The sequence below is a fragment of the Methanobrevibacter sp. genome (assembly GCF_017409525.1).
Lineage (GTDB): Archaea > Methanobacteriota > Methanobacteria > Methanobacteriales > Methanobacteriaceae > Methanocatella.
Genome location: NZ_JAFQSO010000009.1, coordinates 56,700 through 79,100, shown reverse-complemented (window position 1 = coordinate 79,100; position 22,401 = coordinate 56,700). Strand labels below are relative to the sequence as shown.

The window sequence follows — 22,401 nt, the reverse complement described above, 5'->3', positions numbered from 1 at the left end:
AGCAACATGACCCATGTTACTTAAACCTATAACCCCTCATGATAACTGCCATCAATAATAGCTATTTCTTCATCAGATAATCCATAGATACGATAAATGATATTATTTAATTCTTCTTCAGTAACTTTAATTTGTGTGTCCAATATCTTCTTTTGAGCAGGAGTAGAGTCTAAAGAGTTAAAAGAATTATAATAACTAATAATATCTTTAGATAATTGAATAATCCTATTTTTATCCTTCATATCAGCATCGACGATAGGTATTTTAGATACATATTGCTTTGTAAACCTTAATCTTTCAGCTAATATGTGAGGACTAATTCTTTTAAATATCCATTTTGTAACATTTGAATTTAATAAGCCTGCTAAATAATATAACGGATAATTATCATCATAGGAGTTTAATAAATAAGCAGAGTTTAAAACTACATGATTATCTAAATCAACACAAAATGCAGGTTCAGGAGATATTTCAGCCCAAACAAGTTTTTCAGAGAAGATATTGTCATAATATGCACATTGCCTAAACTCCCAATAATGATTACCCATATCAGAACGAGATTTTAATCTTTTCCTATAGTTATCTAAATGCTCTTTAATATAAGGATAATCTTTAATATTAACTCCAATAGGAGTAAAAATTATATAATGATTATCAGACATTTGCCATTTTTTTATATCTCTTCCCCTTAATAAAGGTTTGATTATTTCTCCATTATTTATGTCTTTAGCCAATAACTCATTTTTAACATCTTCTTTAATAACAAAAGCAGTATTATATCCAGTTTTAATACCACTATTAATTGCAACATCTAATTTTCCAAGAGGATTTCCAGTAGAAAATAGCTTTTCTTTTAAATCAAATTCATCAGGTGACTCAAAACTCCATATATCATCTGTAAAACTTGATTGAGGTAAATAAAAGTCTTTATTGACAAATATTCTATTATTATTAGGTTTACTCTTTTGCATTACCATAACTGATGGCACAATTGCAACATCTCTAAAAATAGATACTCCCTCATAATCTATATAATAATTTAGTTTATAGTCTAAAATTAATTTTCGTAGCTTTTTACCATATTTTGCTTTAGTAAATTTATTACTACATATTAAACCAAAATATCCATTATCTTTTAGAATATCAAAAGCTCGTTCATAAAAATAAACATAATAATCAGCACTTCTTTCATAAACTTGATAATGAGTTTCAAAATAGTTCTTTTCATTGTCGGACAACAGTTCTTGGCGAACATATGGCGGGTTGGTTACAATTACATCAAAACCATTGTTTTCAAATACTTTTGGAAATTCATCTGCATAATTAAAAGGTTTAATCCTATTTAACTCTCCAATATCCATATTTGAAGTAATATAATCAGTTTCTATGATAGTATTCCCATTTTTAACATTTTCACTTAAGTCAGGCAATACTCTTTCATGGAATAACTTTTGTTGCTGTTCTACAACATCTTTATTTTGGTCTTCTAAGACTTGTAATAATAATGTTAATTTAGATACTTCTACAGCTAAAAAATCGATATCGACACCATAAATATTATTTTTTAGTATTCTCTTTTTTTCAGATATTGTTAGTCTCCATTGTCCATCTTTACCTTGATATATAGTATTTGCAGGTGGTCTCTTCATATTTAAGTATTCATTTAAGTAATGGTCTAATAAGAATTTATAAGCACCGAGAATAAAGCTTCCTGAACCACAAGCGATGTCTATGATTTTTATATTCTCTATTTGCTTTAGAGATTTATTTTTAATTACTTTACCAACTGTATTTTCAACAATATCCTTAACAATATGCTGTGGTGTATAGAATACACCTCCAGCTTTTCTTACAGCAGGTTTTTGTTCAATTCTTGCACGATGTCCATCAGTTAATGTTATTGTACTTCCTAAAAACTGTTCATAAACAATACCCAATATTTCGGGGGAAATTACACTAAACTCATAAGGACTTTCAGGATAGTATAAATTTTTAAATATTTCTTTAAAGACCTTATCATCAATTATTAAATCTTCTGTTACTGTATCTCTGTTTAAATGTTTAGATGGGTCAGCTGTTAAGCAAAATAATCCACTATTATATTTTGCATCAGCTATTTTAAAAACAGACATTAACTTTTCGTAAATATTATCTTCATCAGCTAAATTATATAGAGTTTTGTATTTTTCAATACCTCTATCTTCTGCCATTCTAAAAAATAATATACGGTCAATAGTTAATTGTACTGCATAATTTAAACCTTCAATAGATATATTTTCGTTTCTTAAAGCTATATTTCTGGCTAATAATTCTCTCCAACGATTGATTTCTTTTAAAAATTCATGGTCGACTTCCGATGTTCCTTTTTTAACACCTTCAGTACCATCAACAAATTTATCGAATAAACCTTTTAATACAGCTTCTTTACTAAATATACTGTAAATTTCTTCCCAGTTATCAGCATACTCTGAGTATTTATAGTATTTTACTCGACCTATACTTGCAGATTGATTTTTATTTGGTTTTGTATTGGTTTCATATATTGCAAATTCTTCAAAATCAGTTAATACACATAAATCAAGTTTTGCAGACCAACCATACCTTCTTACTTGATAAGCTGGACTTCTGTCATGGTCTAAATCCCTGTGAGGAGCTTTTGCTTCTAAAAAGAAAATTTTTTGACCACCTATTTGAAAAGTATAATCAGGATTTTTTGTTTTATTACCTACAGCTATTGATTCTTCAAATATCACTTCTTTAAATTGTGGTGCATTGCCACTTACATTATCAATATCCCAACCTAAAGCTTTAAACATCGGACTTATAAATTCAACTTTTATATCTTCTTCTTTGTAATCTTTAGATAGATATATGTCTTTATTGCTTTCAAACTTAGCAACCAACTCAGAGATTATCGCTCTACTTTTCTCTATATTCTCTTGATTTAAAACAGCATTCACCATACTACCAAAACTCATTCACATGACTTGTTAAATAATTATATAATTACTTACTTAATTATTTACTGATGCATCTACATTCAGCATGAAGAATTGTTGGTGGTTTGTAGGTGATGCAATAATATTAAACTTATACTCAAATAGACCATAGTTAGTGTTGATGGTATTGAAAATAACAATCACACATACTATTATTGCAATCATCAGCTATTTTTAGAAACTGTTAAAATCCCCACCATAAATTAAGTTCATATTCACCTAATGGCAATGGTCGTGTGCAACGAAGTTGCACACGATCCATTGCCTGCACCACTTGGTACTGCTACTATCACAACTAAAAACATTAACATAAAAATCATCATTATTTCCATAACTATTGAACTGACTTTATTGCTATAAAAAAACATGTTAGTAAACATATTTTACACTTGCAAATATCTAATTTTTTGGGTGGAAAAGAAGCTCTATTTGGAGTTTTTTTCGGAACGAAACAGAGCCGAATTTGAGCTTTATTTCTTAATCGGAGCAACCGACCAAAAATCATAGCTATTTTTACCCCCACCATATACAACATACAACTAATTATTTTAATAGTTAATTGCCCAACTAGGTAAATAATTAATCACTTCTTTTATCATTTCATATAGTGTTACTAAACTTAGGTATCTTTCACAGCACATATAAATGTCCAACCAAAAATTTACTTTTACCCCCTCAAAAAGCCCTTAGAAGTGTTATTTCAAGTGTAAAATTTAACTTAAAATAATCAGTTTATTCAACCATAGAAGACCATACAACATAGTATTAACCACACACTCCCATATGCAACGAGTTAAATTTTTACACTTGAAGTGTATTTACTTTTTATCCAATAACCAAATTACTTGCTATCTAATGAGTTTAGATAAAACTGAGCAATTACAATAAAGTTTAAAATGGTGGTTAGTTACAGTTCAAGTGTAAAAATCATAGCTAGTTTCATCAGCACCAACACTACAACCACAACTGACAAAGCTATCAACACCACACTACCACAGCAACTGCACAAGTAATTGATTAAGTAATTAATTAATTGCTGAAGCACCACATCAACAACTATTGGCACAGACTAAATGAAAATTCAAGACCACCTACAACAGAAAGCCAAAAGAAAAAGCCCAAAATAAGCACTCAGAAAAAAACAATTCCAAACCCTTTGACCAGCTATTTTTGATAGAAATAACTCTCTTTAGATGTCTTACAGATTAAAAAGGTTTTAAAGTGTAATACAACAACCATTTCTGTCTTTATATATATTAGAAAAGTATGTATTATGTAGATTGTAGTGGCACATGGTGATAATGAAACTCATCAGAGAATCTTTAAAATGACCCATGTAATACTGCAATACTATTAAAAAAGGTAACAAATATGGTAACTGAAACTATCTATAAAAAATCAATAAGTATCAGGACTGATGAAAGAATGGAAGATATGCTTGAAGAATTAGAAGAGAAGCTTCTATTAAACACAACAAGTGTTATGAGATTGGCATTAGCAACTTTATACGAACAACATTTTGAAAACGAAGGTGATTTTGAATGAATATACCAGCACATATTGATGAAAGAATAGATATGATGGAAGAATGCGAGAAAAAAGAAGCATGGGAAAAACTAAAAAAGACTGATAATGTATATGTCGTAATTCCAACAATTGATGGTTTGAATTATAAATACGATTGTTTACAATCAAACATAAAAATGTACACATTACAATCATTAAAATTTTCAAGCCCTTACTACCATAAAGTAAATGAAATATATCAAAAATATGATTTTATACTCGATAAAGGTTTTTTTGATGCAAATATCCATCAAAATGAGTACGATACAGTTTATGTAACTGAAAAAACAAGAGAAACAGCAAATAAGATTTGTAGAGATATTGATGAGCGAATCGAAGAGTTATCCAAAAAAAAGAACAACATATAAGTGTTGTAATCCATGCAGAGACACACACAGAAAACAACAATTAGAATGATAATTAATTGTATTCTTTCTGAATTATTTAAATATTCTCTGCACTTACAATACTCTTTTTTTTAGCACCCCGTTGATGAATCAGTAAGCTATTAAATTAGCAATTTATTGAATTACTTAATAAATTAAGTAATAATCAAAAGGAGAACATATCATGACCACAAACAAAGCAGATAATGAGCAAATAGACAGTATATACAAATGCTCTCAAAAGTTAGCAGAAAAAGGATACAAATACACAACAGATGGACTAATATGTCCATTGGAGAAAGATACCTCTCTTAAAATAGGTAGGACTGATAAAAAATACAGCTATTCATTAGGCAGATACGATAATTACACATTCAATTACTTATCTTCAGCATACACATGTAAAGAATCAATTACTGAAGAGAAAGACAGTAGAACTAAAAAGCTTGAAGAATACTGGAGCAAGATAGGTAACACAACCGATATTGAACCATTATTATCAGCCATCGCAGTAGACTTAATGAACGAAGACAATTTCTCACAAGTAAATAAGACTTTTAGTGTATATGAAGAAGAGCAAAAGAAACAATCTAATGCGCATGAATATGCAATAGAAGAAGAAATAGAAAAACGAAGAAACCCAAAAATAACTGACTTTGGGCGAGAAAGAGCCAAAAAGGTAGAAAAGAAACTACAAGAGAAGGGATTTGTAAAATACTTAGATAATGAACTGGATAAATTATATGTTGGAAAACATACCGATACAATAAGAAAGCTATTAGCAGTTTTTAAAATAATGAAAGGAGAATGGAGTGTCATACTTGAAACAATAGCAAAATCTGGAGAAGGAAAATCCCTTGCAGATGAAATATTGTTGGGTATTATCGTGCCGAAGCAATACATTTACAATATCAATAATATAACAAAATCAAGTTTTACAAGATATGCTGAACTAAATGAATATTATTTTGACCGTATGATATTAAATTTTGGTGATTTAGGTAAAAAAAGTGCATTTAAGGAAATGGAAGACTTATTGAATATCTTAAAAGTTTTGATTACTGAAGGAGAGTATGTGAGAGATTTATCAGACAAATCAGATGAAGGCAAATATACAAATAAACAACTAAAATTAAAATGTGATAGCATAGGAGGAGCATATTCAAGTACAAAAAACCAATTCACAGAAGGAGATTCACAGCTTGAAAGTAGAACCATTAGTGGCACACCACATGGGAGTAAAGATGAAGATGTAATGGATTATATGATTTATATAAATTGTCCAATTTCCAAACAAGTCAAAGAAAAGAAAGAAGCAGAAAAAGAACTAAAGAAATTTCAGCTATATTTACTTAATTGCTTAACTATGGACATAACAATTATCAATCCGTATGGAAATGTATTCAAAAGACATGCAATTCACAGCGATGTGCCAAAAAGAGAATTAAAGCAAGTATTGGAGTTATTTGATTCATACTGTAAACTTACACATTACAATTGCAACAACATTAATGGATATCTTGTAGCTTCTGAAGAACAAATCAATGAATTCATGAAAGACATATGCTTGGAAAATGCACTAATCCCCTATGAATCAGACTTTCTACAGATGTTGATGGCTGAAGGCAAAAAATATGAACTAACAATCATTGATGAATCCGATGAAAATAACTCCAGCCCATTAGAAGATTATTATGCTGAAGTATTAGATTCAATAGATTACTTAAATAACAGTAATGTAAACTCATTCTCTGATTTGAATTACACAGAAATTGATTCAGTAGTAAAACGATTGTTAAAGCTATACAAACTTGGTGGAACATCTTCCGACCATGAAGAGAATGTATTTTTTAGAATAAGTGATATACGAAGACACTACTCCAAATATAAGGCATACAAGAACATAGATGATGTCCAAAGCTTAATCCACAGATTAGTAAAAAAAGGATACATCGATTCGATTGAATACCAAGATGGAAAACAGAACATCTATTATCTGACCGAACAATGCAAGGATATAGCTATTCCATTTGAATTGACCAAAGAAGATAAAGAAGAAGCCGAAGAATTTCTAAAAGAAGTCGGAGTTGTCGAATAGACAACTTCTACTTTACTTTGAATAACCTCTGAAAAACCAACCATTACTACACTTCAGGAACATATTACCACAAAAGCAACCCACAACACAACAAAACTTCAGCTATTTTCCACAACCAAAATCAACTATAATGTCTTTAATTAAGTAAATAAGCTAGTAGAGTAGTAATTAAATAAATTAATAATATTATATATAAAACAACATTTTTAACAGCTGATGAAAAAAAATATTGCCCTTACATTTCTATCATGCACCACACAAGAAAATATGAAAATAAGCAATTAAGCAATTAATTGATTAAATAAGCGATTATAGTCGATTAATGGAAAAATAAAAGTGTTCGGAAGGTAGCTATTTTTCGGTCAATCCTACTGAAATTTGCAGTAATTTTGTAATGTGGTGAGGTAATAACTAAAACATTAGAAATGGCTTAAAAAGAGATAAAGATAGAGTAACAAGGTACATATTACTCTCTTTGTCAAAATGGTACTTTTACGAGCTATTATTTTAATTCAATCAAGATTCAACAACTACTTCAAATAATATCTCTTTAATTAGCTCTGAATCCTCTAAATCTTCCAATGAGATTTTATTTTCCTCCACATATTTTGCAACATTACTTTCAGCCAATTTATAATTATTTTTAACAATATTTTCAACAAAACCATACTTAGAAGAAGCTACTAAAATTTTTCTTACTTTTGATTTTAACTCAGAATTATATTCAGATGAATTTTTACTGTAATGTGATTTTGCTTTTTGTAAAGTTTCATCAAACTTGTTAGGAAATAGTTCATTAACAGCTTTAGCTTTATCAAATAATCTTTCAAGATAATTTTCATCATCTTTATTGAAATTAATAATATCTTTAATTGCAAATTCTAATGCATACTGACATAATACATCAGCTTCGTCTTTATAATCAAGATATGCAAAGTTAGTAGAACGATAATGTTTGTTAAGAATATTCCAAATACTTTTCTCATATTGATTATTAATAGAAGGAATACTATTACGAGCTTCAGCTAATTCTTCCCTTAACCTATCAATTTGATTATTAAGTTTATCAAATTCTTCATTATTGATTACTTTAACATCAACATTTTCCAAAGTTAATGATTCTAATAATTTACCACCATATACTTCTTTAATAAATTCTTTTGCATGTTTAATATATGATGGGTCTGTTTTAATTGGAGAAGCATGCCCTTCCATTATAGCACATAACCTAATATCACCACAATGCCTACTGACCATAGTTTGAAAATATTTCCTACAACCATGTGCATGAAATTTAGGTATTTCCCTAATTTTATCGTCAAAATCATCCTCACTTAATTTTCCATTCTCAATATCCCATTTAAGTTTATTAACATGCCATTCATGTAATTTCTTATTCTTTAATCTAAATTGTTCAGAAATACCTTTTACTGAAAGTGGTTCTTGATAAAACCCATGATGAGACCCAAATAAAGCATTATTTTTTGACATTTTTAATTTTTCCCCAACAATAGTCATATTTTTTTTAGGAAGATACTCATTTTTCACTCTCCTTAAATTTTGAAGAATATAATTACTTGATTCTGGAGAATTAAATGTTTTACATAAAATACCATGTCTTTTAGTTTTATTAGGTTTAAAATCCCAAAAACCCATCATATCTTGAGGAGCATTATCAATAAAATCATCAACATCTACAAATTCATGAAAATCTGATGTAGCCTTCATAAAATCACCAATAGTAAATTTTAAACAATCCCCAAGACGAATACCGGAAGATAACATGAAAGTTATTAAAGATTTATGATTTAAACTACAATCATTTAAAATAAAAATAAAATCTTCTTTTTCCAATAAATACCACTCTTCAGCATCATCTTCAAGAGGTGTCCATTTAGGCAATTTAAGATTATAATGAGATAAAATCCCCCTTATACAAGACATACTATTATTGATGTTACTATTATGATTTTTTTTCTCTTTGCAGTAATCCACATAATTATCTAATCCCTTTTTTATAAAACTATTAGGTTCATCTACATCATACTCTTCTCTGAAATATTCAATTACCCCACTACTGTCATCAATATTAATTGGTGTTTCCTTAACATATGATTGTTTAATTTTACATTCCTTAATAAATTCAGTAAATTCAATATCATTAGCTATACATAGTTTTTTTAACTCAAATGCATATTTATTAGCAGTACCTTCAGTAACACCCTTTTTAGTTATGTAATTTTTAAAATACTTATCATTCCAAACATCATACGAACTATCCATTAATACCACCTACTACTACTAGTTTATCCCCTTCAGTATATAAATATTACAATATCCAATTTTAAAAAAATATATTGAAAACAAACATCCAATTCAGTGATGAAAAGGAGCTAATGGATTTGATAGATTCAATAGCAAGACAGATTAACCGGAGAATCGACCAAGAAACACCAATATTGGATGGAAGACTGCATGACGGATCAAGAATAAACGCCACAATACCCCCTGCATCTGCAGATGGGCCTTCCCTCACAATCAGAAAATTCAAAAAAGATCCCTTGACAATCATTGACTTAATAAAATCCAAGACAATTTCCGTTGAGCTAGCTGCATTTTTATGGTTATGTTTCGACGGATTGGGAGTAAAATCCGCAAATGCAATAATTTCCGGAGGAACCAGTTCCGGAAAAACAACAACATTGAATGCATTATGTGCCTTTATAAATCCAAAAGAGAGAATAATCACCATTGAAGACACATTAGAACTGCAAATTCCTCATGAACATGTCATTCGTATGGAAACAAAACCGGCCAATGTTGAAAACAAGGGAGAGCTGACAATGAATGACCTTGTTAAAAACTCCCTAAGGCAAAGACCTGACAGAATAATTGTCGGAGAAGTGAGAGCCAAAGAAGCAATCACGCTTTTTACTGCATTGAATACTGGTCATTCGGGATTTGGAACTCTGCACTCAAATGATGCAAGGGAAACTATTACAAGGCTAACAAATGAACCCATGTCCGTTCCAAAAATAATGATTCAAGCCATTGATTTTATAATAATGCAAAATAGAATATACACCTCCTCAGGAGTTTCCTACAGGAGAATCAGTGAGATTGCAGAAGTTGTTGGAATTGAAGAGGGCGTAGTGCAATTAAATAAGATATTTGAATGGAATCCCGAAACCGACAGAATAGAAAATGTTAGCGTATCAAGTAAAACATTATCACAGATTGCAAATTTAAGTGGAAACTCACTAAATGAGATTCATAAAGAAATCGAAAACAGAGAAATCGTATTAAATCATATGGTGCAGCAGAATATTCGTTCAGTTGATGATGTAAAAAATATTCTGGACTTGTATTACAAAGATAGCGAAAAAGTTTTAAATAGAATATTGTTAGGGAGGTGAATCGTATTTTAAATAATTTTTTTATATTGGTTGGAGGAATTGCGATTTCTGCAGTCTCATTTTTAAAAAATGTATCCTTTGAAAACATTTTTAAAAGAAAGGAGAATGATGACAATGAAAGTTTATCAAAAATATTTAATAAATTAAATTTTGAAACAGCAAAAAAGACATCGAAAAATGATGATTTTATAGATAAGATTAGAGATAAACTGATGCCTGTCATGCTAAAAGAATCTTTTATTAAAATCCTGATTGCATTATCAATCATAATGCTGTTTATATTGCCCTTAGAATTAGTTGGAATATTTTTAACCATCCTTACTTTGATTTACACACTATTAATTTATTATCCAAAAATCAAACAACAAAAAAGCTATTCCGATTTAAATCAAGAACTGCCCTATGCTTTAAGACATATGGGAATCGAGCTAAAATCCGGAAAAGGACTTCATGATGCGCTAATCACAATCAGGGATGCGAACTATGGGAGCTTTTCGAATGAGATAACACGGGTTTTAGAAGAAGTGAAATTCGGAAAATCGACTGAAGATTCACTGCTTGAAATGTCAAAAAGAATAAAATCGGAAGGACTTACACGAGCAATACAACAGATTGTAGGAACTCTAAGAGTTGGAGGAAGCCTGGCAAACAGTCTGGAAATAATTGCAAAGGACATGTCTTTCGAGATGCAGATTAAGCTGAAGGAATATTCTCAAAGACTAAATTCTTTTATATTAATATACACATTCATAGCTATTTTGGCACCAGTCATTAGTCTGATAATGTTAATGGCCGGATCGACAGTGATGGGAGATGTGATATCATCTAATTTATTATTGGTAATCTATTCATTGTTTTTCCCAATGATTGTCATGTTCATGGGAATATTTATAAAAAAATTGGAACCCTCAATTTAAAATAAAAAAAGAAAGGAATTAACCGAAAAAGGTTTCAATTCCTTTTGATGCCAACAATTTAACGAAGGCGCCTTGCTCATCCATAACAATATTTCCTTTAGAGTATTGATTAATTGCAGCATTAATCATTGCTGATTTTTTTTCAGGGTCTTTTGCAGCATTGGCTGCAGCTTTAACTATTTCAAGCACTGCATCACCTCTGGAAACACCATTACTCCAATCCTCCTCACGTATGAAATCAATACCGCTAGCCTGCATAGTAGAGCCATTCACTTCCAATGGTCCTGCAGCCGCAAGCACATCATCTAACGCCTCAGTGTTAATGGCCACAACAGAATCTATGCTGGTGTTGGTGTTATATTCTACAATTTCCTTTGCAAGTTGCATTGAATGGGAGTTATCCGCTTCCCAGAATGCATCGTGAAGCAATAAATTAGACCCTGCACCTTGAGATTGTGCTTCAGAAGGCTCAGAAGCATTCGGATGAGTCATTCCTCCAGGGTAAATAGCTGTGTAATTCTTAAGAGTGCCGTTTTCCAAATGAACTATGAAAGCCATATCACAAGCACCCATTCCAGGCCTTGTTTCACTTTCATCAATAGCACATACCAAAATATTTTTACCGCCCTCAGTAAGCTCAGTATCGCTTCCGAGGAACAGTGCTCCAGCAATCATTGCTACAAGCCCAATAAGAACAACAATTATGACAATAATAATTAACTTTCTTGTCCTATTCATAATTCCTACCCACTTTAGTTTATTTAAAGTATATATTTATCTTTAATTAATAATACTTAAATATTGTTAAAATAGAACTACATCTGAAAAAAGAAAAAACTAGTGGCAATTACATCCAAAAAAGAAACACCATAATTTTTTTAAAATGCTTTTTTTCTCCTTGGACTGGTCTTTGACCTCACAACATTTTGATTTCTTAACATCATTTGCCATCAAATCACCATTATTTTAAAAAAAAAAATGAATTCAAGATAGGTGAAATTAAATATGGATTTCATATTTAATTTCATGAGAGTAGTTATATGCCATACTAAACTAGAGATGAAATCTCATCTAATTCAGCAAACATCGGAGTTAAGTAATTTGGTTAAACCAAACAACTTTAGTAATTAAAATTAGATATTTAGGTAAACCTAATTTTTTATCACTATTATTAAGTAGTCAAAGGTAGTATATAAATGTTTCTAATTTTTTAGGTTTACCTAAATTTATAATAATATTATATGCATATCGATGAAAAAATTAATTATACAGAATGCAATAAAAAAAATAGTTAAAAGAGTTATAGAATAACTCTAAAATTTAAAAAAGAAGATTCGGACTTAATCCATTAATCTTCCAACACCAGTAATTTCAATGCTGGCTACGCCTTCAATAGCTGAAACCATTTCTTCAACAGGTTCAGAACCGCCTTCACCATCATCAGTGATGAAATTAATGATGATTGCAACTAAACCAAAAGCGATTGGTTCCTCTTGCATGTCATGAAGGGTTGCTCCTTCAGGCATTGAACTTTCAATAGTTGATTTGATAGCTTCCAAATCTACATCCGGACTGTCCGGCATGATTTTCATAGTTGTTAATACTTCACCCATTCTGATTCCTCCATTTTAAACTTATGGTCCTTCAAATCCGCATTCGCATTTGTAAGCGTGACCAAAGGTACGACATTTTTCACATCTTGCTATTTTTGCTCCACATTCTGGACATTCGAATTCGACAAAAGGTCCAGTCAATGGAATTTCTTGTTTGCATGAAATACATTCTACAGTTTTCATTTTCAATCACCTATTATTTGTGTGTAATCGAAATCATAATCATTTACATTATCATCTATAAGAGATAAAACCCTTTCGGGATGTTTTCCGTTTACAACATAACAATTAGCCCCGAACTTTAATAAAAGGCGAGGTAACATTACATCAACCGATGACTCTTGAAAAGTTAGTAATTTTGTTGCATCGATTTTACTTATGAATGTTGAACCAGGCTCTTTCGGTTCTTGGGTATATATACCATTTACATCTGTTACTATTAAAAGGTTTGCATTAAGAAGGTGTGCAACATACGCTGCAATCGAATCTGAAGTAACCTCCCAAGAACATTCAAATGGGTCTTCAATCTTTAAAAAATTAGAAACTATAAATATTGGAGTTAACCCCTCATCAGATATCTCATTGGCATCATCAATCGAATAGACCAATCTTGCAGAATCAACTTTATCATTGACAAGTTTAGCCATTATATCCATGCAATCGATGGCTGTCCAGTGATTAGCCTCTTCAGAAAAGTCCTGCTCATCATCGTATTTACGGATAAGATTTGCAAACTCGCCACCTCCCAGAATTATGCATGAATCAGTGCCCTTTAGATTATTTGCCAATTTTATTGCATGATCTGGAAACAGACTTCCTCCGATTTTAACAACCTGTTTTATGATAACAATCACGACCTTGTTTAATTAAAAATAACTATGATTAAATTAATACTTCAACTATAAAAGTTTCAAATCCCCAGTCACTTCATCGATTATTTCATCTTCATCTGGACCGAGTGCCAAAACTGTAATGCTTGATGTAGGTATCTGGGTCCTTCCAGCGTCAACTACCAAATAATTGACTATGCCCTTTTCATCGGCTAATTTTTTAAGCTCAATCAATTCCTCTTTGGTTTGAACTTTTAGAACTACTTTAGCATAAGCCTCATTTTCCCATTTTCTAATCTTATCAGCCGGTGATTTCTTATATGAACCAATTGAACCATGGCAACATTGAGCGGCAATTTTTCCCTTGCGCATTTTTAAATCTGTTCTGACAATCATTGCTTGTTTCATAATATCATTATTTAATATCTAATTCGGAATTTAAAAGTTTTTTGAAAACATAATTTAATTAAATAGAAATGACAGAATTATGTATGATTATATTTTTAAGGAGATTATAATGACTCGTATTTCAATTTTAGACAAGGACAGATGTCAACCAAAAAAATGTGATTATCTTTGCATCAATTACTGTCCGGGCGTCAGAATGGATGAGGACACCATAGTGATTGATGAAGATACAAAAAAGCCGTTGATATCAGAGGAATTATGTGAAGGGTGCGGAATCTGTACTAATCGCTGCCCATTTGATGCAATTACAATTATTAACTTGCCTGAAGCCGCAGGTGAGCCAATCCATAGATTCGGACAAAACCAATTTGAACTGTTTGGACTTCCATCCTTAGAGGAAGGGACCGTTTTAGGTCTGCTGGGGCAGAACGGTATTGGTAAATCCACAATAATGAACATCTTATCCGGCAATCTGATACCTAATTTTGGAGACTTTGAGAATGCTCCCGAAAATTGGGACAATGTAATTGAATATTACAAAGGATCTGCTCTTCAAAAATACTTCCAGGACTTATCCGAAGGCAATATCAAAACTATTCTAAAGCCACAGATGGTGGACAAGCTTCCAAAAGTTGTAAAGGGCAAAGTAAAAGATTTGCTAACAAATGTAAATGAAAGGGACAAGCTCGATTACGTTACAAAAGAGCTGCAACTTGAAAATGTATTGGACAGGAAAATGGAAAACCTAAGTGGTGGTGAGCTACAACGGGTTGCAATAGCCGCTACTGTTCTAAGGGAAGGTGACTTTTACTACTTTGACGAACCTACCTCCTGGTTAGACGTTTCACAAAGATTGAATGCTGTTAAGGTAATCCGTTCTCTTGCTGAAGAAGGAAAAAGCGTGCTTGTTATTGAACACGACCTTGCCACTTTGGATGCTCTCTCCGATAATATCCACATTTTATACGGTACCCCTGGAGGATATGGTGTAGTGTCCGGTAGAAAAGGAGTTAGATTAGGTATTAATGCCTATATCAAAGGATTTTTAGCTGAAGAAAATGTGAGAATTAGAAGAAATCCTATTGAATTTACAATCAGACCACCAACACCAGAGGATGAAGGAGATTCGCTTGCAAGCTATTCCGATTTAAGCAAGGATTACGACGGATTCAAGCTGAGCGCAGATGAAGGCGAAATATTTTATGATGAAATCGTGACCGCATTCGGCTCAAACGGTATCGGTAAGACCACATTTGCAAAAATGCTTGCAGGAGCAGAAGAGCCAACAACCGGCGAAGTCGACGAGGAAGTTGAAATAGCCTACAAGCCACAGTACATCGTGACAAATTTTGAAGGAACAGTGAGCGACTTTTTATATATGAATGCTCCAAGCTTCGGAAGCAAGATATTCGAAAGCGAAATAATGAATCCGCTAACATTGAACGAAATGCTGGACAAACCTGTCAAAGGTTTGAGTGGAGGGGAACTTCAAAGATTGGCCATTGCAGCAACACTTGCAAAAGACGCTGAAATTTATCTTTTTGATGAGCCTACTGCATTTTTAGATGTTGAGCAGAGACTGATTGCCGCAAGAGTCATTCGAAAACTAGTTGAAAGCAGGAATGCCGCTTCACTCATCGTTGATCACGACATTGTCTTCATCGATTACATTTCCGACAGGGCAATGGTGTTTGACGGCACCCCTGGTTTGAACGGCCATGCATCAAAACCTACCGATTTGAGAAATGCAATGAATGAATTTTTAGGAAATCTAAATATTACATTCAGAAGAGATAAGGAAACAAAAAGGCCAAGGGTCAACAAACTCGACAGTTACAAGGACCGTGAACAAAAGGAAAAAGGAGAATATTATTACTTATCCGACTAAATATTCTCTTTACCTATCCATCACCAAATTCCAGAATAATCAAAAATACCCTCTTATTGGAAAATAGCTTAGGCTTGTCTAGTTTAAGTTATATTAAAAGAAGTGAATCGAAAAAAATAGTTATTAAAGTAGAGGAGCAACTTTAATAACTATCAAAGAGAGATTTAATTATCCCTTACCATACCAATGAATAATTGTAGGTGTTTATTTTACAACTTCATAGATATGTATTTAAATTACTATTCAAAATACGAAATGACCAATGAAAGATATAAATCTTTAAATATCTTTCTAACATTAGCAACCATCTTACTAATCTTAGAAAGATACCTGAAAGATAGAGAGTAAATAGCTAAATAGCTATTTACTTGAGTTATACGGCTAATTACTATTGAGCCTTGACATATTTTAATTATCACAACATTTGTAAGCACAACCAAATTAATTATGATAATCTATACAATAGTAAATAGTAATAACCATATAAATCTTATTAAAGTATTACTCTTTGAATTGAACGTTAAAATCCAAATAAACTATCCAATATAACCAATATTATTAAAAAAATAATTATTAACCAATTATACTTTAAAATAAAACTTGTATGCTCTTAATTAAAAAAAGATAATAATTTGCAAAACCGCTGAAAATAAGTAAAATCAACAAATATTGAATAAAACTAATCAGACAACATGACAAGAACTTAAATTTTATGTGTTTTAAAAAAAATTAATTAAAATACCTTATTTAATTAAAAAAACTCTAAAAAAATAATAATTAAAAATGTAATACTTTTTATAAAAATAATACTACTTAATATAATAATTTTTTATTAAATAGTATTACATTATAAAAATTAATAGCTATTAAAGAGAGGAGTGGAGATTGCTTTAATAGCTATTGTAGACAGTGAAAGAAACCATATATAAATATACAAATCTCTTTTTATTTTATTAATTATCCTACATTGATGGAGAAAAAAAGCAATATCAACTGGTTATGCCAACAATCAATACTGCTCGGCTAATGATGAATTATCAACATAAAGATAATTAATTGAAAAATAATCAAAATATTCGCTATTTCAACTATTTTTCTAACATTAGTGATCATCTCACTAATATTAGAAAAACAATCGACAAGTGATTGTAAATAGCTAAATCAATAGCTATTTACAATGTCATATGGCTTGACTATTCTTTAACTCTATTCTAATTCTAATGGACCTAATTTTGAGAGAGTATTATGAAACTCATCCATTGTTCTTTGAAATTTTTCACCTTCGGATGCGGAAATCCATTCAAAACGGAACCTTTCTTTTTCAATTCCAAATTCTTCAATGATGTCCTGAACAATTTTAGCCCTTCTAGACCATTTGTAGTTTCCAGCATCATAATGACAATCACCAATATGGCAACCTCCTACAAATACTCCATCAGCCCCATCTTCAAATGCTTTAAAAATCATGGAAGGATTAATTCTTCCAGAACACATCACACGAATGATTCTAACATTGGGAGGGTATTGCATACGTGCAGTTCCTGCAGTATCAGCGCCCCCATAACAACACCAGTTACATAATAATCCTACAATCTTTATATCATCAGACATTAAACCACCTCATAATTCAACTTTATCTGGACTATATAATGGAGGCTTTATATCATCTGAAACTCCAGCTACATAACCAGTTCTATCACAATATTTTTTCTGCAATTTATCAAAAATCAATGAAACAGGAATATCCATCGGACAAACATCATCACATTGACCGCAGTCACAACAACTGAAACTCATGTGTGAGAGTCTGACTCCCTGGAATGCAATTGGGCTAGGCGGAATGTTAAGTTCATCTTTAAAGTATGGTTTATTTAACTCGCAGTTTTCATAGCACCAGCATATTGGACAAATATCCCTACAGGCATAACATCCAATGCATCTTTTCCATGCATCCATATCCTCTGCCTCATCAAATTTAGCATTTTGAACTTTCTTAGACATTTTTATCATGATGCCCTCCACTTTGGATCTTGCTTCTATGGATTTCTCAGATGCATTTTTGGTTTCAAGAATTCCAAAGCTTTTTGCACCACCGATTAACTCTTGGCCTTTTTCGTCATTTATCTCGATGAATGTCCATCCATCTTCTGATCCCCAGTTACCACAAGCAATATTTGCTTTTCTAGGGATTTTTACATCACATCTTTGACAGTTATTACGTCTTCCATATCCTTGTTGTTCTAAATCATGGATTTTAACACCCTTCTCAGAACCATCTGCAAGTTCAACAATGAATTGTCCCTTATCAATTTCTTCACTTACAACATCATCGGGGTCGATGTCATAAAACAATTCAATCATTTTACGTCCAGTGATTGGAGAAACAGTTCCTCCACAATTTAGACCAACAGTATAAATATTATCCGGATTGATTTTGTGTCTTTTAATCAGCTCTTCAATTGATCTTATATCACATGGTTTAACGGCAACAGCGACTTTTTTATCAAATAAATATTTTTGTATGATATCTCCCACCATTGTAGGGGCACAATGATAAGAGCCGGCGGTTGAAATTAAATCTTCAGAATCAGTGATGAATGTTGGAATTCCATCATATATGTCATCTGCCGGACGTAATGCTAAAACGCCATCAACAATATTTTCCTCCAATAAATATTTGAAAATGCTTGTAACGGCACCTCCACATTCACCAGCTTCAAGAATTGCACTATCGCTAGACCTAGCTAAAATATAACTCATAAAATCACTCCAATTCTCCACTTATTTTTTCAACAATCTCGACAACACCCATATTCTCAGATTCAGAAACTGAATTGAATTGTTGGGTTAATCCTTCAGCATTAGTAAATGAACCATCACACTCTAACCAAGATTTAGTTGGAATGACAAAATCGGCAATTTCAGTTGTGTCATTTTTATATGGGGAAACTGCAATAACTTGAGATATTGATTTAAAATCAAAATCAAATTCATTTACTGTATCATCATTGAAAATTAGTAAAACTTCAGTTTTATTTAATAAATCTAATGCATCCTCTTTAGATATTGCATCTACTAATTCTAAAGCTCCTTTTGAGTTAGGTTTGCTATAAACAGGTAATAATTTAGAATTCACACTTTCAAGTAAATCCAAATCTTCAAATGAATCGACTTTATTAAACAATATCACATCATCCTCAGCAAAATCATTGTTTTCCAAAAATTCATTAACCGGAAGAGAAGTAAACTCATCAGCTATATTTGCTGTAGGTGAATTCTCCAAATCATCATTAACATATATTTTTGCACCATTTTCTTTGGCATGGACAATACGCCTTCCGATTAATGGATTCTCATATAAAATATTTCCAATTACAAAAACATTTGAAGCACTTTCAACATCATCATATGAAACCACTGATTCGAAATTTTTCAAATTATTGTCATATGCTAGAATATTAAAACCATTAGATTCACATAAAGCTTTAATAGCCTGCAAATCTTCATTAGAATTGTTTCCAGAAAAAACAACAGTGGTTTTTTCATTGTCACTAGATTTTAATTTTCCAATAACATCATCTAACACTTTTGAATCAAATGCAAATTCATCTTCAATATTTTCGATTGAAGATCTTCCATTTGAACAATTTTTCCCCTCGTTTATAGGGTGTCTCTTATATGGAAATGTTCCAACAATTTTTTCACCATCTAAAATCACATTAATACCACAACCAACACTACATGATGGGCATAACGTGTGTTTAATCTCAATCATAATACATCACCAATATTTTAAAAAGTAGCACTTAAATTAACTGTAGAATCAATATCCTCATTTAATAGCTCATAATTTGATTGCCTAGTTAACGAAATCATATTCATTAAAATACCACATGCATGATTAAAAACAATTTGAGAATATTCCTCTTGAACAAATTTTTCAAGATATTCCAATTTGATTAATCCTCCAACTTTAAGACTTAAATTCAAATATTCTTCAGACCTTAAAATAATATCATATTTTATAACACTTTGATTGGTATGTGTAAATTCGACAGACCAGTCAATATTTAAATCTAAATTTGTATTTTTAGGATTGTAATTGTCTCTAAACATTGCTATTTTATCTACAGTGAGTTCCATGCTACCCAATCCAATTATTTATTAAATAATCTCCAAATTATTAATAATTAACAAAATTAATTATAATAACCTATACACTAATCACATGTAATAACCATATAAATGTTATTAAAGTATTACTCTTCAAATTAAGATTATATTAAAAAACTATTAGCATATATTCATTTTTTAAGTTAATAAATGACAAATTGATGATTAAAACTAAAAACAATTACTTAGATTGAATATTTTAAAAAAAATAATAATTGCAAAAACCAAACATATCTGTTTAAAGCAAAAAATTATGGTCATAATAAAGTTTTAACTTAAATTACCGCAATTATCAACATTAAAACTAAAAATAAAAGAAACAATAAGAATTAATAAGAAAAAAATGATTAAAAATATGAAAATAAAATAAGTAATACTTTTTATAAAAATAATACTACTTAAAAACATACTATTTTATAAAAAAGTATTAACTATACTATAGTCAAAGCATCAGGCACTTTTTTCAAGACATTTTCCTTAACTGGAATCATTGTTGAAGAAGCTATTGAAAAGTCAGCATTATTAGCTGCAACCTTATCATCGCTTTCAGCGATAATTGTAGCATTCAAGGTATCCTGCAAGTTATCTACAGTATTTTTTAGCACCCATTTATCAACATCGGAAATTATGATTTCATCAACATATCTGTCCAACTCATTGGCAATTACCCATGATATAAATCTTCCCCCATGCAATGATATGGTATTTCCATCAGCCAAAGCAACAATCTCGTCCAGGGTATGCTTTAATTCGATATTCTGATACATTCTGGAATTAACTAAAGTTGCCCAATGGGCATCGCCAACATGATATGAACCAATTTTCCTAGGATATACATAATCCGGCCCTGCAATTTTAACGGCAGTTGCCAATGATAACAAATCATGTTTTTGAACTGGAAGGCCTCTGTTTGGGAATTCTTCATTAATAATTTGAATAACTCTTGGAAGACCGAATTTTCCTCTTCTAGCCGTTCCAGGCTCATATCCACACATGTATCCATGATGATTTTTTGGAAAACCTGTAATTACCATGTTCAAACCGGAACGCAATCCTGCCCTCACTTCATGTTCATAAGCCCCATTAGTTGCAACAACTTTACCTGGAGACAATATTCTTGCGGCAGCAATTGTTTTTGCAAATGACTCTGTAGTGTTTTCACACCTATTGAAAGGACCTCCCTCAACTACAATAACATCAGCGCCAATCTCGATAGATTTTTCAAAGCCAGTTATTACTTCATCATAACCATCACCAACAAACATGATGGATTCTAAACCTCTGCCATATTTTTTAGCTAACTGTGCAATGTCTTCAGCTTCCTTTAATGGTGCAGCATGCCCATCACCAGTTTGTTCACAGGTAACATTAACTGCAACAGAAGATGATAGTTTAATCCATTCCTCTTTGTCATCTTTTTCAGATAGTTCCTTGTCTATCAATCTTTCATGAATTCTGCCTCTAGGACATTCAGTGAATGCCGGACCCTTGTTATAGCATTCCCCACCACATCCACTAATGTTTTTAGGAAGTCTCATAGCGCCATTTTCACCGAAGTGATCCAAATCTAAAGGAACATCCACAATTTCGTGAACCCTTTTCATCACTTCAACACCTCTCATTCCAAATTTTTCTGCTATATCTGAAAAAGCGTATGCGCAGATGTGAATCGGCGCTCCAATCATGTCTGCCAATCTGCAATTACCCAGCAAATCCATAAGTTCCAAATCAGAAGCGCATGTTCCAGCCACTACTTCTGTTAAATCACATCCTAAAGGAAATCTTTTAAATTGCATTCCCAATTTCATTGTTTCATCTAATGAAAGATCTGAAATTGCATCAACAACAGATGTTACATCCTTGTCCATTTTTGATATCTCTATTGCAGATTCATCATCATAAACAGCACTTTTTATTAAATCATACATGAAAAATTCTCCAAATAATACTTAACTAATATATTTTTCAGTGAAATCTTTAATAAATAAGTTTCGATTTAGGCAAACCTAAATCAAGTTTAAACATTATATATCATATAACGAAAAGTATTACTTAACTTAAATATAATAAACAAATAGTAATACCAGTATTACTAAAAATAAGAAAA

The 22,401-nt window shown here is 31.3% G+C and carries 19 protein-coding genes and 1 pseudogene; 7 read left to right on the top strand and 13 right to left on the bottom strand.

What is annotated here, in order from left to right; translation table 11 throughout:
• Positions 1-26: 26 nt before the first annotated feature.
• Together IJE64_RS04630 and IJE64_RS04625 are read right to left on the bottom strand one after the other, a co-directional pair.
• Entirely contained in the window at positions 27-2,978 is a 2,952-nt protein-coding gene (locus IJE64_RS04630) for an Eco57I restriction-modification methylase domain-containing protein (protein ID WP_292782695.1), read from the bottom strand.
• Between the two features lie 36 nt (positions 2,979-3,014).
• A complete protein-coding gene (locus IJE64_RS04625) occupies positions 3,015-3,164 on the bottom strand; it encodes a hypothetical protein (RefSeq protein WP_292782692.1) in 150 nt (49 codons plus the stop codon).
• A 63-nt stretch (positions 3,165-3,227) separates the two neighbouring features.
• Between IJE64_RS04625 and IJE64_RS04620 the strand changes: the two genes are divergently transcribed.
• The 4 genes from IJE64_RS04620 to IJE64_RS04605 all read left to right on the top strand — a co-directional run bounded on the left by IJE64_RS04620 (position 3,228) and on the right by IJE64_RS04605 (position 7,049).
• Complete coding sequence (locus tag IJE64_RS04620) at positions 3,228-3,359, top strand: hypothetical protein (RefSeq protein ID WP_292782690.1); 132 nt, start codon at positions 3,228-3,230, stop codon at positions 3,357-3,359.
• Positions 3,360-4,370: 1,011 nt separating this feature from the next.
• Positions 4,371-4,544: a hypothetical protein gene (locus tag IJE64_RS04615; RefSeq protein ID WP_292782688.1), complete on the top strand. Its 174-nt coding sequence runs from the start codon at positions 4,371-4,373 to the stop codon at positions 4,542-4,544.
• The gene (locus tag IJE64_RS04610; protein WP_292782686.1) at positions 4,541-4,933 is read left to right on the top strand and encodes a hypothetical protein; all 393 of its coding nucleotides are present in this window, start codon (positions 4,541-4,543) and stop codon (positions 4,931-4,933) included. The genes IJE64_RS04615 and IJE64_RS04610 overlap by 4 nt, the downstream gene beginning before the upstream one ends.
• Before the next feature lie 202 nt (positions 4,934-5,135).
• Positions 5,136-7,049 (top strand): hypothetical protein, encoded by a 1,914-nt coding sequence (locus IJE64_RS04605; protein ID WP_292782683.1) that lies wholly within the window; start codon positions 5,136-5,138, stop codon positions 7,047-7,049.
• A 516-nt stretch (positions 7,050-7,565) separates the two neighbouring features.
• On the opposite strand, the gene IJE64_RS04600 is transcribed toward IJE64_RS04605, so the two are convergent.
• A complete protein-coding gene (locus tag IJE64_RS04600) occupies positions 7,566-9,332 on the bottom strand; it encodes a hypothetical protein (protein ID WP_292782681.1) in 1,767 nt (588 codons plus the stop codon).
• 71 nt (positions 9,333-9,403) lie between these two features.
• Between IJE64_RS04600 and IJE64_RS04595 the strand changes: the two are divergent.
• Together IJE64_RS04595 and IJE64_RS04590 are read left to right on the top strand one after the other, a co-directional pair.
• Positions 9,404-10,465 (top strand): annotated as a pseudogene (locus IJE64_RS04595) (CpaF family protein); the annotation flags it as partial.
• Positions 10,462-11,382: a type II secretion system F family protein gene (locus IJE64_RS04590; RefSeq protein ID WP_292782678.1), complete on the top strand. Its 921-nt coding sequence runs from the start codon at positions 10,462-10,464 to the stop codon at positions 11,380-11,382. The pseudogene IJE64_RS04595 and the gene IJE64_RS04590, both read left to right, overlap by 4 nt.
• Before the next feature lie 18 nt (positions 11,383-11,400).
• Here IJE64_RS04590 and IJE64_RS04585 read toward each other — a convergent pair whose 3' ends face one another.
• The 5 genes from IJE64_RS04585 to pth2 form a co-directional block, all read right to left on the bottom strand.
• Positions 11,401-12,120: a DUF4012 domain-containing protein gene (locus tag IJE64_RS04585; protein WP_292782675.1), complete on the bottom strand. Its 720-nt coding sequence runs from the start codon at positions 12,118-12,120 to the stop codon at positions 11,401-11,403.
• A 602-nt stretch (positions 12,121-12,722) separates the two neighbouring features.
• The gene (locus tag IJE64_RS04580; protein ID WP_292782672.1) at positions 12,723-12,995 is read right to left on the bottom strand and encodes an elongation factor 1-beta; all 273 of its coding nucleotides are present in this window, start codon (positions 12,993-12,995) and stop codon (positions 12,723-12,725) included.
• Between the two features lie 21 nt (positions 12,996-13,016).
• A complete protein-coding gene (locus IJE64_RS04575) occupies positions 13,017-13,178 on the bottom strand; it encodes a zinc finger domain-containing protein (RefSeq protein WP_292782670.1) in 162 nt (53 codons plus the stop codon).
• Between the two features lie 2 nt (positions 13,179-13,180).
• Positions 13,181-13,849, bottom strand: a complete 669-nt coding sequence (locus IJE64_RS04570) for a delta 1-pyrroline-5-carboxylate synthetase (RefSeq protein ID WP_342764991.1) — start codon at positions 13,847-13,849, stop codon at positions 13,181-13,183.
• Between the two features lie 45 nt (positions 13,850-13,894).
• Positions 13,895-14,233 carry an aminoacyl-tRNA hydrolase gene (pth2, locus tag IJE64_RS04565; protein WP_292782668.1) on the bottom strand — a complete coding sequence of 113 codons (339 nt, stop codon included), beginning with the start codon at positions 14,231-14,233 and terminating at the stop codon, positions 13,895-13,897.
• Positions 14,234-14,342: 109 nt separating this feature from the next.
• Between pth2 and IJE64_RS04560 the strand changes: the two genes are divergently transcribed.
• A complete protein-coding gene (locus IJE64_RS04560) occupies positions 14,343-16,121 on the top strand; it encodes a ribosome biogenesis/translation initiation ATPase RLI (protein ID WP_292782665.1) in 1,779 nt (592 codons plus the stop codon).
• A 1,206-nt stretch (positions 16,122-17,327) separates the two neighbouring features.
• Here the strand turns inward: IJE64_RS04560 and IJE64_RS04555 are convergent.
• From IJE64_RS04555 to hmdC, 5 genes are all read right to left on the bottom strand, one after another.
• The gene (locus tag IJE64_RS04555; RefSeq protein WP_292782662.1) at positions 17,328-17,732 is read right to left on the bottom strand and encodes a hydrogenase iron-sulfur subunit; all 405 of its coding nucleotides are present in this window, start codon (positions 17,730-17,732) and stop codon (positions 17,328-17,330) included.
• 9 nt (positions 17,733-17,741) lie between these two features.
• Positions 17,742-18,881 (bottom strand): Coenzyme F420 hydrogenase/dehydrogenase, beta subunit C-terminal domain, encoded by a 1,140-nt coding sequence (locus IJE64_RS04550; RefSeq protein ID WP_292782659.1) that lies wholly within the window; start codon positions 18,879-18,881, stop codon positions 17,742-17,744.
• Positions 18,882-18,885: 4 nt separating this feature from the next.
• The gene (locus IJE64_RS04545) at positions 18,886-19,896 is read right to left on the bottom strand and encodes a molybdopterin-dependent oxidoreductase (protein ID WP_292782656.1); all 1,011 of its coding nucleotides are present in this window, start codon (positions 19,894-19,896) and stop codon (positions 18,886-18,888) included.
• Positions 19,897-19,913: 17 nt separating this feature from the next.
• On the bottom strand, positions 19,914-20,264 hold the full coding sequence (locus IJE64_RS04540; protein WP_292782653.1) for a pilus assembly protein: 351 nt from the start codon (positions 20,262-20,264) through the stop codon (positions 19,914-19,916).
• Between the two features lie 461 nt (positions 20,265-20,725).
• Complete coding sequence (gene hmdC, locus IJE64_RS04535; RefSeq protein ID WP_292782650.1) at positions 20,726-22,222, bottom strand: 5,10-methenyltetrahydromethanopterin hydrogenase cofactor biosynthesis protein HmdC; 1,497 nt, start codon at positions 22,220-22,222, stop codon at positions 20,726-20,728.
• Positions 22,223-22,401: the final 179 nt, after the last annotated feature.

Bases quoted from the DNA above. Each gene is read 5' to 3' on its own strand.
- IJE64_RS04560 (WP_292782665.1), top strand. From the start codon at position 14,343: ATGACTCGTATTTCAATTTTAGACAAGGACAGATGTCAACCAAAAAAA.
- IJE64_RS04575 (WP_292782670.1), bottom strand. From the start codon at position 13,178: ATGAAAACTGTAGAATGTATTTCATGCAAACAAGAAATTCCATTGACT.
- IJE64_RS04610 (WP_292782686.1), top strand. From the start codon at position 4,541: ATGAATATACCAGCACATATTGATGAAAGAATAGATATGATGGAAGAA.
- hmdC (WP_292782650.1), bottom strand. From the start codon at position 22,222: ATGTATGATTTAATAAAAAGTGCTGTTTATGATGATGAATCTGCAATA.
- IJE64_RS04545 (WP_292782656.1), bottom strand. From the start codon at position 19,896: ATGATTGAGATTAAACACACGTTATGCCCATCATGTAGTGTTGGTTGT.
- IJE64_RS04550 (WP_292782659.1), bottom strand. From the start codon at position 18,881: ATGAGTTATATTTTAGCTAGGTCTAGCGATAGTGCAATTCTTGAAGCT.
- IJE64_RS04625 (WP_292782692.1), bottom strand. From the start codon at position 3,164: ATGATTGCAATAATAGTATGTGTGATTGTTATTTTCAATACCATCAAC.
- IJE64_RS04605 (WP_292782683.1), top strand. From the start codon at position 5,136: ATGACCACAAACAAAGCAGATAATGAGCAAATAGACAGTATATACAAA.
- IJE64_RS04555 (WP_292782662.1), bottom strand. From the start codon at position 17,732: ATGTCTGATGATATAAAGATTGTAGGATTATTATGTAACTGGTGTTGT.
- IJE64_RS04615 (WP_292782688.1), top strand. From the start codon at position 4,371: ATGGTAACTGAAACTATCTATAAAAAATCAATAAGTATCAGGACTGAT.
- pth2 (WP_292782668.1), bottom strand. From the start codon at position 14,233: ATGAAACAAGCAATGATTGTCAGAACAGATTTAAAAATGCGCAAGGGA.
- IJE64_RS04580 (WP_292782672.1), bottom strand. From the start codon at position 12,995: ATGGGTGAAGTATTAACAACTATGAAAATCATGCCGGACAGTCCGGAT.
- IJE64_RS04630 (WP_292782695.1), bottom strand. From the start codon at position 2,978: ATGAGTTTTGGTAGTATGGTGAATGCTGTTTTAAATCAAGAGAATATA.
- IJE64_RS04585 (WP_292782675.1), bottom strand. From the start codon at position 12,120: ATGAATAGGACAAGAAAGTTAATTATTATTGTCATAATTGTTGTTCTT.
- IJE64_RS04620 (WP_292782690.1), top strand. From the start codon at position 3,228: ATGGTCGTGTGCAACGAAGTTGCACACGATCCATTGCCTGCACCACTT.
- IJE64_RS04600 (WP_292782681.1), bottom strand. From the start codon at position 9,332: ATGGATAGTTCGTATGATGTTTGGAATGATAAGTATTTTAAAAATTAC.
- IJE64_RS04540 (WP_292782653.1), bottom strand. From the start codon at position 20,264: ATGGAACTCACTGTAGATAAAATAGCAATGTTTAGAGACAATTACAAT.